Genomic DNA, 15,508 nt, shown 5'->3' on the forward strand with positions numbered 1-15,508 from the left:
TCGGTGACGGCCACCCCCTCCCCCTCGTCCTTCTTGCCGCCTTGCTACGGCTTCGGTGTCGCGTGCGGTGCGCAGGTGACGTCGGCGCCGTCCAGCTTGCCGGTGAGCAGGTAGGTGTCCACCCGCTGGTTGATGCACGGGTTGACCAGGCTGGTCACGCCGTGCGAGCCGGCGTTCTTCTCGGTGATCAGGCGGGAGCCCTTGAAGCGCTTGTGCAGTTCGACGGCACCGCCGTACGGGGTGGCCGCGTCCCGCTCGGACTGCACGATGAGCACGCCCGGCAGGCCCTTGCCGGTCCGGACCTCCACCGGGGTCCGCTGCTTGACCGGCCAGGTCGCGCAGGGCAGGTTCATCCAGGCGTTGGACCACGTCAGGAACGGATAGTCCTTGTGCAGCCGGGTGTTGTCGCGGTCCCACTTCTTCCAGCTGGTGGGCCACTTGGCGTCGGCGCACTCGACGGCCGTGTAGACGGCGTTGCCGTTCTCCGAGGCCGCGTTGCCCGCGGTGTCCGACAGGTCGGGGGCGGCCGCGTCGACGAGCGCCTGGGTGTCGCCGGCGACGTACTTGCTGAACACGGTGGCGACCGGCACCCACGAGGAGTCGTAGTACGGGGCGCTCTGGAAGAAGCCGAGCAGCTCGGCCGGGCCGACGACCCCGCCGATGGGGTTCTTCTTCGCGGTGGCGCGCAACTCCAGCCACTCGGACTGGACTTCGGCGCGGGTGTCACCGAGGTGGAAGGTGGCGTCGTTGGCGGCGACCCAGTCCTGCCAGTCCTTCCAGCGGGTCTCGAAGGCGACGTCCTGGTCGAGGTTGGCCTCGTACCAGATCTTCTCCCGGGACGGGTTGACGACGCTGTCGACGACCATGCGGCGCACGTGGCCCGGGAACAGGGTGCCGTACACCGCGCCGAGGTAGGTGCCGTAGGAGACGCCGAGGAAGTTGAGCTTCTTCTCGCCGAGCGCGGCGCGGATCACGTCCAGGTCGCGCGCGGTGTTCGGCGTGGTCATGTGCGGCAGCATCTCGCCGCTGCGTTCGTAGCAGCCCTCGGCGTACTCGCGGGCCAGCTTGCGCTGGGCGCGCTTGTCGGCCTCGGAGCCCGGCACCGGGTCCATCTTGGGCGCCTTCACGAACTCCTGCGGGTCGACGCAGGAGATGGGCGCCGACTTGCCGACGCCGCGCGGGTCGAAGCCCACGAAGTCGTACGCCTTGGCCGTGTCGGCCCACACGGGAGCCTTGGTGGTGACCCGGCGCGGGAAGCGCAGACCCGAACCGCCCGGCCCGCCGGGGTTGTAGATGAGCGCGCCCTGGCGCTCCTCCGCGGTCCCGGTGTTGCCGATGCGGTCGACGGCGAGCTTGATCTGCTTGCCGTACGGCTTGGCGTAGTCGAGCGGCACCGTGACATAGCCGCACTTGATCGGCTTCTCCAGGCCCCAGTCGGCCGGGCAGTCCTGCCAGTCGATCCCCGTCTTCGCGGCCTTGGCGGCGGCTGTCGCCACGCCGCGGGCCTCCCGGTCCGGTCCGGGCCGACTGCCCGTGCTCCCGGTGGCGCTCGCGGTGGGCGCCGCGACGGCCCCGGCTATCAGCGCCGCCGTGACGAGCACTCCGGCGGAGCCGAACGCCGTCGCCCGCCTCGTCGCTGTGTAGTCCCTCAAGTGGGGCCTCCCCCTCAGTCGTTGTGCGTACCCGGGGATCCTCTCGGCTGTGCGTCACCTGAGAACAGGGGTGGTCGGCGTTCTTTGCCAATCCGATAAGCGGACTTGAACGTCCGCTCGGCGGACCGCCCTCGACCCGGGGTAGCCGTCAGGCCGACGCGCCCGCGAGGGGACGACCGCGGCCCCCGCTCCCGGCACCGGCCCGCACCGGCGACTTCGGGGTTCGGCGACCACGTGGCCGACAGCTGGAAGACCGCCGGTCCGTCCCGCCCACCCGGCACCGGAACCGGAGGCCGACTCCCGGTCGAGCACAACCCCACGACCGACCCAAGGCCCTGCCCGAGGAACGTCAGGGCGCCACGCGGCAGCCGCCACACCGGCAGCGTGTCCAACCCGCCGGCACCCGTGACACCACCAACCCACCCCCGGTCCCCAGCCGCAGCGACCACGCACAAGGCCCCCAGGACAACCAGCCGTCCCAACCGCCCGGCGCCTCGGACCCCCAGACCGACTCCCGGTCGAGCACAGCGGCGCGGCCGACCCGTGGGCCCTACCGAAAGACAACATCGGGGCACCGTCCGGCAGCCATCACGGCAGCAGCCTGTCCGGACCGCCGACACCGCTGACGCGCCCAGTCGCCCGCCCACGGTCCCCAGCCGTCCAGCGACCAGTGGCCCGACAGCCCTCGACTCCCTCCCGGAACGGCCGACCCGTCGGCACCTTCCCGGTGTGCCGGAATCAGTGGCCGGCTCCCGTCAAGGACGCCGCCCGCCCCGGCGCACCCGAGGCCCTGGCCCAGCTACCCGACAGCCGCCAGGGCACCGTCCAGCAGCCGTCGCAGGAGCAGTGCGTCCGGGGCCACCGCGGTGACCAGGGCGGCGGGGCCGGCGAGGGGGACGACCGCGGCTCCCTCTCCCAGTACCCGTGCGGCCACCGGCTCGTCCGCGAACTCGGGTCGGACGACGACGACTTGGCCGACCGCTCGGTGGCCGCCCAGGACGGCGGGCCCGTCCCAGCCGCCCGGCGCGCCGGGACCGCAGGCCAGCTCCTGGTCGAGCACGGTCCGGCCCCCGACGCGCAGGACGAGCCGGCTGCTGAGCCGCCCGGGCTCCTCCCCCGTCCGCCCGAGCACCTGCTCCTCGCGCAGCACGAGCCGGGCCGTCGTACCAAGGTCGACGTGCGTGGTGACGCACAGGTCGCTGCCGCGCACGGAGATCAACTGTTCGGGGAGCCAGTGCAGTTCGCCGCCGTCGGCGACGGTGAGCCGGATGTCGTAACGGGCTCCGCCCTTGGTCTGCCCGGGCAGGGCGATGGTGGCGGCGGCCGAGCCGACGCGCAGCCGGGCCCCGGTCCCGACACCCGCCTCCACGGCGAAGTGGTCACCGCCGAGCGGCCCGCTCATCGCGCCGACCAGCATGACCCGCGCCTCGCCGCCACTCCCCCGGGTCCGCCGCAGAGCCAACGGCCCGTCGCCCTCCAGGACGGGCAGGGACGTGCCGCCCCGGCCGTCGTCCCGGGCGACGAGGCGCGCGGTGGCGCGCACTCCGGCCGTGGCGGCGGTCATGCCGTCCACGCGGCGAGTCGCGCCCGTACCCAGGCGGTGACGTCCCGCACACCCGGCTCACCGCGGAGCGACTGGAAGACCACCGGCAGCTCGGCCCGCTGCGCCTTCGCGTCCGCCGCCATCCGCCCGAGGTCGGAGCCGACGTGGGGCGCGAGGTCGGTCTTGTTGACGACGAGCAGGTCGGCGGTGGTGACACCGGGTCCGCCCTTGCGGGGGATGTCGTCCCCGCCGGCGACGTCGATCACGAAGATCTGCGCGTCGACGAGCCCCTTCGAGAAGGTCGCCGTGAGGTTGTCCCCGCCGGACTCCACCAGGATCAGATCCAGCGGCCCGACCTCGTCCTCCAGGTCCTCCACCGCTTCGAGGTTGGCGGAGATGTCGTCCCGGATCGCGGTGTGCGGACACGCTCCCGTCTCCACGGCGGTGATCCGCTCGGGTGGCAGCACGGCCTCCCGCAGCAGGAACTCGGCGTCCTCGCGCGTGTAGATGTCGTTGGTGACCACGGCGAGGGACAACTCGTCGCGCAACGCCCGGCAGAGCGCGGCGACGGTGGCGGTCTTGCCCGAGCCGACGGGCCCCCCGAGCCCGATCCGCAGGGCCCGGCGGGAGCCGTCGGGGCGACGGGCATCGGCGCTGACGGCGGCGGGGCCGTGGTGGGAGTGGTCGAGATGCATGGGGCGGCTCCTGTGCTTCTTGATGGGTGGCTTCTCAGCCGGTCCGTCACCTTCGGGCCCGTCCGGCGTGTGAGGACGAGGCCGTCAGGCCGACACGGGGGGTCCGGGGGCGAAGCCCCCGGGGACGGGACGGGAAGGGGCGGCGGGGGCGAGGACCTACGACGCGAACAGACGTACTGGCCAAGCCGCATGCACCTCCGCACTGATCTCCAACAGCGGAGCGGACGACGCCGGCAGCACATCGGCCCCCTCGTCGACAGCCCGCCGCGCCGCCTCCACGGCCGCGTCCGCCACCCGGTCCAGCTCCGGCGCCAACCGCGCCAGTACGCCCGTCGCCTCGAAGGGATCAAGGCTCAGCAGCCGCACCGTCGCACTCGCGGGCCCGCTGACACTCTCGTACGCCGCGCAGTGAGCCGCGTCCAGCGCTCCCAGTCCCGCCGCCCGCGCCGCGAGCCCGAGGACCACCGGCTGGTGCGCTCCCTTGGGGAACTGCCGCACCAGGGCGTCGAGTTCCCCGGACGGCCAGGTCGCCCGCGCGGCCCGCATCAGCTGGCGGCCCAGCTTCCGCGCGGTGACCCGCAGCGCGGGAGACGGCGTCCGCGCGTCAGCTGCCGCGTCCAACTCCACGGGGTCCACGCCGAGTACGGCCGCCGCGGCCAGTGCGGCGGCGACCCGCCCCGCCGTGTGCAGGCGTCCCCGGCAGAAGTCCTCCAGACTCGCGGCCCCGGTGACCCGCCCGGCCTTCACGGCCGCCTCGGCCCCGCCGGAGTGCGCGTGCCCGCCGGCGGGGAAGCGGCCGTCGGCCAGGACCAGTAGTGCTGCTCGTGACATCGGATCCGCGCCCTCAGAAGAGGAAGTACCGCTGGGCCATGGGCAGTTCGGCGGCCGGAGTCGCCTCGACGAGCTCCCCGTCGATGTGCACGGCGAAGCTGTCCGGGTCGACCCGGACGCGCGGCCGGGCGTCGTTCTCCCGCATGTCCGCCTTGGTCACCCCGCGCGTGGACTCGATGGCGACGAAGCGCTTGCCCAACCGCAGCCGCTCCGGCAGCCCGTCCTCGATGGCGAGCGGCGCCACGAAGTTGAACGAGTTGGCGGCGGGCGCCCGCCCGATCGCCCCGAACATCGGGCGCGGCAGGACCGGCTGCGGGGTCGGGATGGAGGCGTTCGCGTCGCCCATCTGCGCGTACGCGATCTGCCCGCCCTTGATCACCAGGTGCGGTTTGACGCCGAAGAACGCGGGCTCCCACAGCACCAGGTCGGCGAGCTTGCCGGTCTCGACGGAGCCGATCTCGTGGGCGAGACCCTGGGCGAGCGCGGGGTTGATCGTGTACTTGGCGACGTACCGCCGCACCCGGTGGTTGTCCGCGCGCCCGTCACCCGGCAGCGCGCCCCGACGCCGCTTCATCACGTGCGCGGTCTGCCAGGTCCGCAGGACGACCTCGCCGACCCGCCCCATCGCCTGCGCGTCGGAGGAGATGATCGAGATGGCGCCCAGGTCGTGCAGGATGTCCTCCGCGCCGATGGTCGAGGGCCGGATGCGGGACTCGGCGAAGGCGAGGTCCTCCGGCACGGCCGGGTTGAGGTGGTGGCACACCATCAGCATGTCGAGGTGTTCCTCGGCGGTGTTGACGGTGAACGGCCGGGTCGGATTGGTGGAGCTCGGCAGCACGTGCGGCTCGGAGACCACGGTCATGATGTCGGGTGCGTGCCCGCCGCCGGCGCCCTCGGTGTGGTACGCGTGGATTCCGCGGCCCGCGATGGCGGCCAGGGTGTCGCCGACGAATCCCGCCTCGTTCAGCGTGTCCGTGTGGATGGCGACCTGGATGCCGGTCCGGTCGGCCACGGTCAGCGAGGCGTCGATGACGGCCGGGGTGGAGCCCCAGTCCTCGTGCAGCTTCAGGCCGAGCGCGCCGCCGCGGATCTGGGACAGCATCGCCTCGTGGGAGACGGTGTTGCCCTTGCCGAGGAAGCCGATGTTGAGCGGGTACTGCTCCATCGCCTCCAGCATCCGGGCCAGGTGCCAGGGGCCGGGCGTGACGGTGGTCGCCTTCGATCCCTCGGCCGGTCCGGTGCCGCCGCCGACCAGCGTCGTGATCCCGGAGGAGAGTGCCTCGTCGGCGATCTGCGGGCAGATGAAGTGGACGTGCGCGTCGATGGCGCCGGCGGTGAGGATCCGCCCGTTGCCCGCGATGATCTCGGTCTCGGGGCCGATGACCAGGTCGGGGTGGACGCCGTCCATGGTGTCGGGGTTGCCCGCCTTGCCGATCCCGGTGATCCTCCCGTCGCGCAGGCCGACGTCGGCCTTGACGATGCCCCAGTGGTCGACGATGACGACGCCGGTGATGACGGTGTCCGGGGTGCCGTCCGCGCGCGTGGCCCGGGACTGGCCCATGGACTCGCGGATGACCTTGCCCCCGCCGAACACGGCCTCGTCACCGGCGAGCCCAGGGCCGCCGGAACGATCCTCCTCGATCTCGATCAGCAGATCGGTGTCGGCGAGCCGGATACGGTCACCGGTCGTCGGGCCGAACAGGTCGGCGTACGCGGCACGCGAGATCTCAGGCATCGAGGGCACCTCCGGTCTCCCCGCGCAGTCCGGGCACCACTCGGGCGCCGGCCAGCGGGACGAGTTCGACGTCGACGGGGATCCCGGGCTCGAAGCGCACGGCGGTGCCGGCGGCGACGTTCAGCCGCTTGCCGCGCGCGGCGGCACGGTCGAAGTCCAGGCCGGGGTTGGCCTCGGCGAAGTGGTAGTGGGAGCCGACCTGGACGGGCCGGTCGGCGGCGTTGAGGACGGTCAGCCGGGTGACCGCACGGCCCTCGTTGTAGACGACCGGGTCGTCGGCGAACAGGAACTCTCCTGGAATCATGGCCGGCTCCCCCGTCAGACGATCGGGTCGTGGACGGTGACGAGCTTGGTGCCGTCCGGGAAGGTCGCCTCGACCTGGACGTCGTGGATCATCTCGGGGATGCCCTCCATGACGTCGTCCCGGGTGAGCAGCGTGCGCCCGGAGGCCATGAGTTCGGCGACGGTACGGCCGTCCCGGGCGCCCTCGAGGATGTGCGACGTGATGAGGGCGACCGCCTCGGGGTGGTTCAGCCTCAGCCCGCGGGCCCGGCGCTTCTCGGCCACGTCGGCCGCCACGTGGATGAGCAGCCTCTCTTGCTCGTGCGGGGTCAGTTGCACGTCCCACCTCACAGTCCTCGCTCCGGACCGTGCGGGGTCCGGCTGCCGCAGCCCCCGGGCAAAGTCCCTGGTGGCGTGGATCGGCAGGCTAGTTGGACCGGGTTTCGGGCACGTTAACCGACCTGTGATCAAATCCGGCGTCCGGCTGCGGGGCCGACATGCTCATCAACGCCCGTAGGCCGTTCTGCAGGACCTCGACCGGGGCCGGCCCCAGCAGCGGCTGCTGCGCGACGAATCCCTGGACGGCGGCGATCATCGTGCGCGCCACGTGTGCGGCGGGCAGGTCCGCCCGCATCATCCCGGCCTCTTGGTACGCCTCGACGACCCGCTCCCAGGCCGCTCCCACCGCGGCGTATCCCTCCCGCAGGGCGGCGGCCAGGTCCGGCGTGCGGAACGTCTCCGCCCACACCTGGACGATCAGGCGCGGGAAGGCGGGCTCCCCGTCGACGGTCAGGGACGCCTTCATGGCGAGGGTCCGGCTCAGGACCGCGCCGACGAGGAGGTCGGGCGGCGGCGGGGGGCTCTGCGCCGTGGCCTCCTCGAAGGCCTCGCGGACCGACCCGAGCACCTCGCCGACGATCGCCGCGATCAGTTCCTCCTTGCTCCCGAAGTAGCGGTAGACGGCCCCCGCCGAGAGGTCGGCCTCCTTCAGCACGTCCTGCATGGAGGTGGCGTGGAAGCCGTTGCGGGCGAAGCAGAGCGCGGCGCCGTCGAGGATCTGACGGCGGCGGGCGTCGAGGTGTGCCTGGGATACGCGAGCCATGGTCCACAACCTAAAACGAACGTTCCTTCTTGACAAGGTACGTGAAGCGGCGGGACCGTGAAGGCTCACGCAAAACGAACGATCCTTCTTTTTACAGGGATCCCGCGCCGAACGTCGTGGGACCGCCCGAGCCGAGGAGCCCGCCATGTCCACCCCGTCCGCCGCCCAGGCCGCGCCACGGCCGCTGTCGCAGGCCCGCCGCGGGCTTGCCGCCACCGTCCTGATCCCCGTGCTCGCCGCTCTCGCCCTGTGGGCCTTCGCCTGGCCCGCCGCCCGCACCGCACCGCGCGAGCTGCCGCTCGGCGTCGCCGGGCCCGCCGGGGCGGTGGCTCAGGTGGAGCAGCGACTGGAGCGGCGCGAGGGCGCCTTCGAGATCCACCGTTACGCCGACGAGGCCGCCGCGCGTCGCGCGATCGAGGACCGGACCGTATACGGCGCGATCGTCGTCACCGCGCAGGGGACCGAGCTGCTGACCGCGTCCGCCGCGAGCCCGTTCGTCGCCCAGCAGCTCCGGCAGACGGTGGCCGGGTCCACCGGTGACACCCAGGTCCGGTCGGTCGACGTGGTGGCCGCCCCCGCGGCGGACCCGCGCGGCTCGGCGCTGAACGCGAGCGTGCTGCCGCTCGCCCTGGCCGGGATCGCGGCGGGCTCGATGGTGACCCTGCTCGGGCTGCGCGGCATCCGGGCCGTGGGCGCGCTGGCGGTCGCCGCCGCCCTGGTCGGCGTGGTCGCCGCCGCGATCGCCCACAGCTGGCTCGGGGTGCTCACGGGCCACCACTGGTGGGCGGAGGCCGGTTCGCTCGCCCTGGCGACGCTGGCCGTGAGTGCGGCGGTGGCCGGGCTGTCCGCCCTGCTGGGCCGGGCGGGCATCGGGCTCGGCGCCGGCATCGTGATGCTGCTCGGCAATCCGTTCTCCGGCGCGGCCACGGCGCCCGAGATGCTGCCCGAGCCGGCCGGGGCGATCGGTCAGTGGCTGCCGCCGGGCGCGGGGACGAGCCTGCTGCGCTCGGTGTCCTTCTTCGACGGTGCGGCGGCCACCGGTCCCGCCCTGACGCTCACCTGGTGGGCCGCGCTGGGGCTGGGCGCGGTACTCGCCGGCGGGGCGCTCGGGACGCGTACCCGCGGCGCCGCGCCCGCGGCCGAGAGGGGCCTGACGCCCGTCGGCTGACCGACCGGCCCGCGGTCCGGCCGTGCGCCCCCCCGCCGCGGCGGCCGGGGGCACACGGCCTTGCGTCTCCCTACGAGGAGGCGCCCGGCCCCCGGTGATGCGCCACGATGCCGAAGCGCTGCTGCCCGCGCGGGGCGGGGCCGATCTCGCGCACCGAGGAGACCGCGCTGATCACCTGTTCCTCCGCGGGCTCCCGCAGCTCCCCCGGTTGTTCCAGTCGTTCGAGGTCGGCGGCGGAGACCAGGGCGACGAGGGGTTTTCCGTGGCGCGTCACGACCACCCGCTCACCGCCGTAGACCACCCGGTTGATCAGGTCGGCGAGTTCAGCCCTGGCTTGCGTCACCGGAATCTCGTAGGCCATGTCCCCATCATAACGTCACGTACGTCCTGTACATTTTTTACAGACGTCAAGGAGGGGTAGCCATGACCCGACCGTCCGCCCGTCACGTCCTGCCCGAGATCACCGAGCGCATCGGATCCGGGCGGCACACGACGATGGATCCGTACGCGAAGCTGCTGGAGGAACGGATCGTGTTCCTCGGGACGCCGATCGACGACGTCTCGGCGAACGACGTGATGGCCCAGTTCATGTACCTGGAGCACCAGGACCCGGACCGGGACATCGCGCTGTACATCAACTCCCCCGGCGGCTCGTTCAGCGCGATGTCGGCGGTCTACGACACGATGCGGTACGTCAGTTGTGACGTCGAGGCCACATGCCTGGGCCAGGCGGGCTCGTCCGCCGCGGTGCTGCTGGCGGCCGGCACACCGGGCAAGCGCAACCTGCTGCCGGGCGCCCGTGTGGTGCTCCACCAGCCCGCGCCGCCGGAGCCGGCGCACGGACAGGCGAGCGATCCGGTCATCCGGGCGGACGAGTTGACGCGCGTGCGCGCCCGCCTGGAGGAGATGCTCGTACGGCACACCGGCCGTACTCGGGAGCAGGTCACCGCGGACATCGAGCGGGACAGGATCCTGGACGCGCCGGGAGCGCTGGAGTACGGCCTGGCGGACCGGATCATCCCGGACCGCAAGGCCTCGCACCCCGCACTCGGCGCGAGGTGAGCCGCCGATGCTGCCCGATCTGCCACCGCTGCCGGCCCTGACCCGGGCCGAGGGCGAGGTGATCGACCGTTACCTCGACGTGGTCGACCTGCTCGGCCGGATCAACCCGGCCCGGCCCGGGGACACCTACCGCGGACTGCGCGCCGCCCAGGCGCTGGTGAGCCAGGCGGCCGCGCTGCGGGACGCGCTGGAGCTGATGCACCGTCGGGGCGAGAGCGAGCTACAGGCCGACACGCTGGCGCGTGCGCTGCGCGTGCTGGACGGGGAGCGCCGCACGGCTCGCGTCACCGTGCCGCCACACCCCGACAGTTGACGCGCCCACAGCCGCGCGGGGACGCGCCGACCGGTTGGCGGCGCGTCCGGGTCGCGACTGAAACGGACCAATCGGCGTACCGCCGTTCGGCGTAGACGTGGCTCCTTTTCCAGGCCCGCACAAGTTGCGCAACACGCCCGGTCCGGGGGCGGAATGAAGGGTTCCACTGCTGGTCCGGGCATCCTCGGACCCCCGGCCCGACATTCGAACGCGGGGGTGTCCACCCGAACGGGTGAGTGGTGAGTAACAACACAAACCTCCGGTTCCGTTGGGATATTCGGACTCCCGTGCGCCAAGATCCCTGACTGACGACAAGACCCCGCCGCAGCGGTGGGGCGATCCGGGCGGACGCCGAGTCCTGCCGCCGCCCGGATGACGGGTCGACAGAAGTGGATCGGCAGGAGTGGAGGACCCAAGCACGACGGGTCGCCGGAACGGTCACGCCATGACCGGGCCGAGCAGCCCTTGGGGTGAAGCCGCAGCAGCGGCCGGGCAACTTTGTCAGCCCGAATCCGACAGGTCATCCTTCACAGGCGGCTGACGAAGGGTTGCGCATGACTGCGCTCAATCGTGTCCCGTCGCTGATGGTCCGGGCCGGTACGGCCTCGGCCTTCGCCATCGCCGCCGTGAGCGGCTCGGTCGTGGTCCCGGGTGTCGCCTCAGACGCCGCGGCCGCCACACCGGCGACGAAGGCACTTCAGGTCGCGGCGTCCAAGAAGGGCTCCCCGTACAAGTACGGGGCCGTCGGGCCGAAGAGGTTCGACTGCTCGGGGCTGACGATGTACTCGTTCAAGAAGGCGGGCAAGAAGCTGCCCCGCACCGCCGCCCAGCAGTACAACAAGACACGCCACATCTCCTCCTCCAGCCGCAAGGCCGGAGACCTGGTGTTCTTCCACTCGGGCTCGAACGTGTACCACGTCGGCATCTACGCCGGGAAGGGAAAGATCTGGCACTCCCCGAAGACCGGGGACGTCGTGCGGCTGCAGAAGATCTGGACGAAGAGCGTCTGGTACGGCCGGGTCAAGTGACCCGCCCGCGGGGGTGACGGCGACCTGATCCGCTGTCGCCCCCGCGGGGCTCCCCGACGCGTGACACGGGGCCGAATGGTTACTCGTTCACGTATGGCCGACCATCGTCCCTGCACCGCACGCAACGAGACACCGCTGGAGCGTGCCGACCGCAACTTCGGCGAACTCCTCCAGGAACTGCGTGTCACCCAGACCGGCGTCCAGATCCTCTTCGCCTTCCTGCTGACGCTGGCCTTCACCCCGCGCTTCCCGTCGCTCGACACGGTCCAGCGCACCACGTACGTCGTCACGCTCCTGCTCGCGGTCCTCGCCGCGGCGCTGTTCACCGCGCCCGCCGCCCTGCACCGCTCGCTCTTCCAGAAGGGCGCCAAACCGCGCATCGTGCAGGTGTCCTCGCGGCTCGCCACGGTCGGCATGGGCGTGCTGGTCCTCGCGTTCACCGGCTCCGTGCTGCTCGTCGTCGACGTGACGACCGGCCGGGCGGGCGGACTGGCCGCGGGCGCGGCCACCCTGCTCGTCTGCCTCGGACTGTGGGGGCTGCTCCCCCGGCTGGTGCAGCGGCCCGGCCGGCCGCAGCAGGAGGAGGAACACCGCACGCCGCCGGTCAGGCCGCCCCTGCCGGTCCGAGGAGGAGTACCGCACCGAGAGCTGTCAGCGCGCCGCCGGTGACCCCCTCCACCACCCGGGCGGCCCGCGGGGTGCGCAGCCACCGGCCGAGCCGGTCGACCAGCAGGGCCACCGCCACGAACCACGCCAGGGCGAGGACGACCACGATCAGCGCCAGCAGCAGCGTCCGCGGCAGCGCGGGGGCACCGGCGGGCACGAACTGCGGCAGCAGCATCAGGAAGGTGAGTGTCGCCTTCGGGTTGAGGGCGTTGGCGACGAACCCCTGACGCAGCGGACGGGCGACGGACACGGTCCCGGTCCCGGTCTCGGCGGTGGCCGTCCCGATCCGCGGCCGCCACAGGGCCGACAGCGCGCGCACACCCAGGTACAGCAGGTAGGCGCCGCCCAGCAGCCGCAGCGCGCGGTACAGGGCCGGTACGGCGGCCAGCACCGCGGCGACCCCGGCCACCGCCAGGGCGGTGTGCAGGAGCAGCCCGCCCGTGATGCCGAGCGCGCAGGCGACCCCGGCCCGACGGGAGACCAGGGCGTTGCGCACCACGACGGCGAAGTCCGCGCCGGGCATGGCGATCATGCCGGCGGCGACCCCGGTGAAGGCGATGAGTTGTCCGTCCATGCGGCCAGCCTGCCGCGCGCGAGCCTTCAGCGGGTATTCAGGGTCTCCTGGACCGGCCTTAAGCAATGCTTTGGTCTCACAGCCGGTCTGCCTGCCGGTCTCGCCGCCTGTCTCGCCGCCTGTCTCGCCGCCTGGAGGATCCGCCGTGTACGACCCCACCCGGCTCGCCGCGCTGGTCGCGGTCGCGGAGGCCGGGTCGATCACCCGGGCCGCCGAGCGCCTCGGCTACACGCCGCCCGCCCTCTCCCAGCAGCTGGCCAAGCTGGAGCGGGAGGCCGGCACCGCGCTGCTGGTCCGGCACCATCGCGGGGCGCGGCTGACGGGAGCGGGCGAGCTGCTGGTGGCGCGGGCCCGCCGGGTGCTGGACGAGCTGGAGCGGGCCCGGCACGAACTGGCACGACTGACCGGTCTGTCGGGCGGCACGCTGCGGCTCGGCACCTTCCAGACCGCGGGCGTCCATCTGCTGCCGCCGGTGCTCAGCGCGTTCCGGCGGGCGTATCCGGACGTCGACCTGGTCGTCATGGACCACGAGCCGTCGGCCGGGGTCGCCGCCGTGGCCGCCGGCCGGATCGACCTGGCGATGACGCACGCCTACGAGCCGGGGGACCCGGTCGCGCTGCCCGCCTCCGTCAGCGCGGAGCCGATCCTGGTCGAGGAGCTGGTCCTGGTGTCCGCGCCGGGGCACGTCCTCACCAGCGGCACCTCGCGCCTCCCTCTGGCCGAGCTCGCGGGGCAGCCGCTGATCAGCATGGCGCCGGACCATCCGGGGCGGCGGGAGGTGGAGGCGGTGCTGGCCCGGGCGGGGGCCACGCCGTCGGTGCTGGTCGCGACGCCGGGCTATGTGCTGGTGTGCGCGCTGGCCAGTGCGGGCCTCGGCGTCGGGGTGGTACCGGAGATGGTGGCGCGGACGACGGCCACTCCGGTCGGGGTGCGCGCGCTGGAGGGGGGACGGTTGCGGCGTACGATCTCGGTCGCGCACCGGACCGACGAGACGGCCCCCGCCGCGGACGCCTTCCGGGCGCTGCTGCGCGGCGCGTTCGGCCGTGCCGGCCACTCCTGAGCGCTACGGCTCCTGCTGCCCGGCCGCGCGGACCGGCTCGGCCGGGACGGTCCACGGGAGTTCGATGTAGACGGTCTTCCCGCCCTCGCGGGTGGGCCGCACTCTCAGCTTGCCGCCGCATTCGGCGGTCAGCCAGCGGATGATCACCATGCCCCGCCCGTTGTCCTGCTGGACGGCGGCCGGCAGCCGTTTGGGGAACCGGGGGTGACTGTCGGTGACACCGATGCGCAGGTGTTCGTCACGGTCGAGCTCGATGTCCACCGTGAAGGTGGGTGACTGTCCGAAGGTGTGCTGTACGGCGTTGGTGGTGAGTTCGGAGACGATGACGCGGATGGTGTCGGCGATGTCGGTGTCCGCCGCCAGGCCCCACTCCACCAGGGTGGTGAGGACGTAGGCGCGGGCCGCGGCGACCGAGGCCGGATCGCTCGGCAGAGTGACGGATGCTTCCAGATGGTCTGCCATGGCGACGTCGTCCCTTTCCCACGGGACCGCAGCCCGACACGGAGAAGATGTGGAGTACGGTCCCGGACTGGTGCTTCGTCGCCAGACTGCCATTACCGCGGCGGTCACGGGTGGCGATCCACCAAGAGATGCATATATCTGTCGCTCGAAGCGGTGAACTCTACGACGGCAGACCCTCTTCGGGTGCCTCGGCTGGAGTAAGGAGTTGACCCATGCAGCACGGTCCCGCGGTACGCCGCCGGAAGCTGGGCGCCGAACTGCGTGCCCTGCGCGCCGGTGCGGGGCTCACGAGTGGTGAGGCGGCCCGGCTGGTGGGCTGGCACCAGTCGAAGGTCAGCCGGATAGAGACCGGCGCCAGCGGGGTGAAACCGGCCGATGTGCGGTTACTTCTCGACGTCTACGGAGTGCGTGACTCCCAACTGCGGGAGTTGCTGCTGGTGTTGGCGGGGTCGGACGAGAGTGTCGGCCGGCATCACTGGTGGCACGCGTACCGCGGGGTGCTGCCGCCGACGTACCGGGATTTCATCAGCCTGGAGTCGCAGGCGAGCGCGATGCGCACCCTGGAGACCTCGGTGGTGCCCGGGCTGCTGCAGACACCCGAGTACGCCCGTGCGGTGACCCGGGCGGCGGTGGACGGGATGGCCGAGGAGCGGGTGGACGCGCTGGTCGAAGTGCGGCTGGCCAGACAGGACGTGCTGCGGTCGGAGCCGCCGCTGGAGCTGAGCGCGGTGCTGGACGAGGCGGTGCTGCGGCGCGAGGTCGGCGGTCCCGAGGTGATGACCCGGCAGCTGGAACGGCTGGTCGAGGCGGCGCGGCTGCCTCATGTGCGGTTGCAGGTCCTGCCGTTCGCGGCCGGAGCGCACATCGGCGTCACGGGACCTTTCGTTATCTTCTCATTTTCGAGCACTTCTGATCTGGATGTGGTTGTTCTCGACCACTTGACGAGTAGCCTCTATCTCGAACGGAAAGAAGACCTCCAGGCCTACACCGAGGCCTTCAACGCCCTTCAGTTCCACGCCCTTTCGCCCGAGGACTCGTTGGACTACATCGCCGTGCTAGGTGACGGCGCGTAAGGAGGCACCATGTCAGCCCTGCCTCGGCACGTAGCATCCAGTACCGATCTGCATGACGTGCGGTGGCTGCGCAGCAGTTACAGCACCGGAGCGAACAACTGCGTCGAGACGGCCCGGCCGGGTCCGGGCCACTGGGCCGGACTGCTCGCCGTGCGCGACTCCAAGGACCCGGCCGGGCCCGCGCTGCTCTTCTCCCCCGAGAGCTGGGCGGGGTTCACCGCCGCGTTCCAGTCCTGATCACTCCCTCCACGTGCGGCGCGCG

The 15,508-nt window shown here is 72.4% G+C and carries 19 protein-coding genes and 1 riboswitch; of the genes, 8 read left to right on the top strand and 11 right to left on the bottom strand.

The features are described 5' to 3' along the window. Positions 1–44: 44 nt before the first annotated feature. The 8 genes from QQS16_RS08630 to QQS16_RS08665 all read right to left on the bottom strand — a co-directional run bounded on the left by QQS16_RS08630 (position 45) and on the right by QQS16_RS08665 (position 7,840). Positions 45–1,652, bottom strand: coding sequence for an alpha/beta hydrolase (locus tag QQS16_RS08630; protein ID WP_286061034.1), 1,608 nt, complete (start codon positions 1,650–1,652; stop codon positions 45–47). 799 nt (positions 1,653–2,451) lie between these two features. After that, positions 2,452–3,216, bottom strand: coding sequence for an urease accessory protein UreD (locus tag QQS16_RS08635; protein WP_286061035.1), 765 nt, complete (start codon positions 3,214–3,216; stop codon positions 2,452–2,454). Next, the gene (gene ureG / locus QQS16_RS08640) at positions 3,213–3,890 is read right to left on the bottom strand and encodes an urease accessory protein UreG (protein WP_286061036.1); all 678 of its coding nucleotides are present in this window, start codon (positions 3,888–3,890) and stop codon (positions 3,213–3,215) included. The genes QQS16_RS08635 and ureG overlap by 4 nt, the downstream gene beginning before the upstream one ends. A 156-nt stretch (positions 3,891–4,046) precedes the next feature. Next, a complete protein-coding gene (locus QQS16_RS08645) occupies positions 4,047–4,721 on the bottom strand; it encodes an urease accessory protein UreF (RefSeq protein ID WP_286061037.1) in 675 nt (224 codons plus the stop codon). Positions 4,722–4,734: 13 nt separating this feature from the next. Then, positions 4,735–6,456, bottom strand: a complete 1,722-nt coding sequence (locus tag QQS16_RS08650) for an urease subunit alpha (RefSeq protein ID WP_286061038.1) — start codon at positions 6,454–6,456, stop codon at positions 4,735–4,737. Beyond that, the gene (locus QQS16_RS08655) at positions 6,449–6,760 is read right to left on the bottom strand and encodes an urease subunit beta (RefSeq protein WP_286061039.1); all 312 of its coding nucleotides are present in this window, start codon (positions 6,758–6,760) and stop codon (positions 6,449–6,451) included. Before QQS16_RS08655 ends, QQS16_RS08650 begins: the two co-directional genes overlap by 8 nt. Positions 6,761–6,774: 14 nt before the next feature. After that, complete coding sequence (locus tag QQS16_RS08660) at positions 6,775–7,077, bottom strand: urease subunit gamma (RefSeq protein ID WP_123764842.1); 303 nt, start codon at positions 7,075–7,077, stop codon at positions 6,775–6,777. An 88-nt stretch (positions 7,078–7,165) separates the two neighbouring features. After that, complete coding sequence (locus QQS16_RS08665; protein WP_286061040.1) at positions 7,166–7,840, bottom strand: TetR/AcrR family transcriptional regulator; 675 nt, start codon at positions 7,838–7,840, stop codon at positions 7,166–7,168. Between the two features lie 145 nt (positions 7,841–7,985). Between QQS16_RS08665 and QQS16_RS08670 the strand changes: the two genes are divergently transcribed. After that, complete coding sequence (locus QQS16_RS08670; protein ID WP_286061041.1) at positions 7,986–9,008, top strand: ABC transporter permease; 1,023 nt, start codon at positions 7,986–7,988, stop codon at positions 9,006–9,008. Positions 9,009–9,078: 70 nt separating this feature from the next. Here QQS16_RS08670 and QQS16_RS08675 read toward each other — a convergent pair whose 3' ends face one another. Then, complete coding sequence (locus QQS16_RS08675) at positions 9,079–9,369, bottom strand: type II toxin-antitoxin system Phd/YefM family antitoxin (RefSeq protein ID WP_286061042.1); 291 nt, start codon at positions 9,367–9,369, stop codon at positions 9,079–9,081. 62 nt (positions 9,370–9,431) lie between these two features. Between QQS16_RS08675 and QQS16_RS08680 the strand changes: the two genes are divergently transcribed. The 4 genes from QQS16_RS08680 to QQS16_RS08695 all read left to right on the top strand — a co-directional run bounded on the left by QQS16_RS08680 (position 9,432) and on the right by QQS16_RS08695 (position 12,080). Beyond that, the gene (locus tag QQS16_RS08680) at positions 9,432–10,070 is read left to right on the top strand and encodes an ATP-dependent Clp protease proteolytic subunit (protein ID WP_286061043.1); all 639 of its coding nucleotides are present in this window, start codon (positions 9,432–9,434) and stop codon (positions 10,068–10,070) included. Between the two features lie 7 nt (positions 10,071–10,077). Further along, a complete protein-coding gene (locus QQS16_RS08685) occupies positions 10,078–10,383 on the top strand; it encodes a hypothetical protein (protein WP_286061044.1) in 306 nt (101 codons plus the stop codon). A gap of 371 nt (positions 10,384–10,754) precedes the next feature. Further along, a riboswitch (cyclic di-AMP (ydaO/yuaA leader) is annotated at positions 10,755–10,934 on the top strand. Positions 10,935–10,937: 3 nt separating this feature from the next. Beyond that, positions 10,938–11,411, top strand: coding sequence for a C40 family peptidase (locus QQS16_RS08690; RefSeq protein ID WP_286061045.1), 474 nt, complete (start codon positions 10,938–10,940; stop codon positions 11,409–11,411). A 93-nt stretch (positions 11,412–11,504) separates the two neighbouring features. Beyond that, the gene (locus QQS16_RS08695; protein ID WP_286061046.1) at positions 11,505–12,080 is read left to right on the top strand and encodes a DUF6328 family protein; all 576 of its coding nucleotides are present in this window, start codon (positions 11,505–11,507) and stop codon (positions 12,078–12,080) included. Here QQS16_RS08695 and QQS16_RS08700 read toward each other — a convergent pair. After that, on the bottom strand, positions 12,016–12,651 hold the full coding sequence (locus QQS16_RS08700; protein ID WP_286061047.1) for a LysE family translocator: 636 nt from the start codon (positions 12,649–12,651) through the stop codon (positions 12,016–12,018). The two genes, QQS16_RS08695 and QQS16_RS08700, sit on opposite strands and share 65 nt — an antisense overlap. Before the next feature lie 145 nt (positions 12,652–12,796). Here QQS16_RS08700 and QQS16_RS08705 point away from each other — a divergent pair, with 145 nt between their 5' ends. Beyond that, on the top strand, positions 12,797–13,711 hold the full coding sequence (locus QQS16_RS08705; RefSeq protein WP_286061048.1) for a LysR family transcriptional regulator: 915 nt from the start codon (positions 12,797–12,799) through the stop codon (positions 13,709–13,711). Between the two features lie 3 nt (positions 13,712–13,714). Here the strand turns inward: QQS16_RS08705 and QQS16_RS08710 are convergent, their stop codons facing one another. Beyond that, positions 13,715–14,173 (bottom strand): ATP-binding protein, encoded by a 459-nt coding sequence (locus QQS16_RS08710; RefSeq protein WP_286061049.1) that lies wholly within the window; start codon positions 14,171–14,173, stop codon positions 13,715–13,717. A 212-nt stretch (positions 14,174–14,385) separates the two neighbouring features. Between QQS16_RS08710 and QQS16_RS08715 the strand changes: the two genes are divergently transcribed. Beyond that, positions 14,386–15,246, top strand: coding sequence for a helix-turn-helix domain-containing protein (locus QQS16_RS08715; protein WP_286061050.1), 861 nt, complete (start codon positions 14,386–14,388; stop codon positions 15,244–15,246). 9 nt (positions 15,247–15,255) lie between these two features. Next, positions 15,256–15,483 (top strand): DUF397 domain-containing protein, encoded by a 228-nt coding sequence (locus QQS16_RS08720; RefSeq protein WP_286061051.1) that lies wholly within the window; start codon positions 15,256–15,258, stop codon positions 15,481–15,483. Positions 15,484–15,508 lie beyond the last annotated feature (25 nt).

Source organism: Streptomyces sp. ALI-76-A (genome assembly GCF_030287445.1).
In the GTDB taxonomy this organism is placed as follows: Bacteria; Actinomycetota; Actinomycetes; order Streptomycetales; family Streptomycetaceae; genus Streptomyces.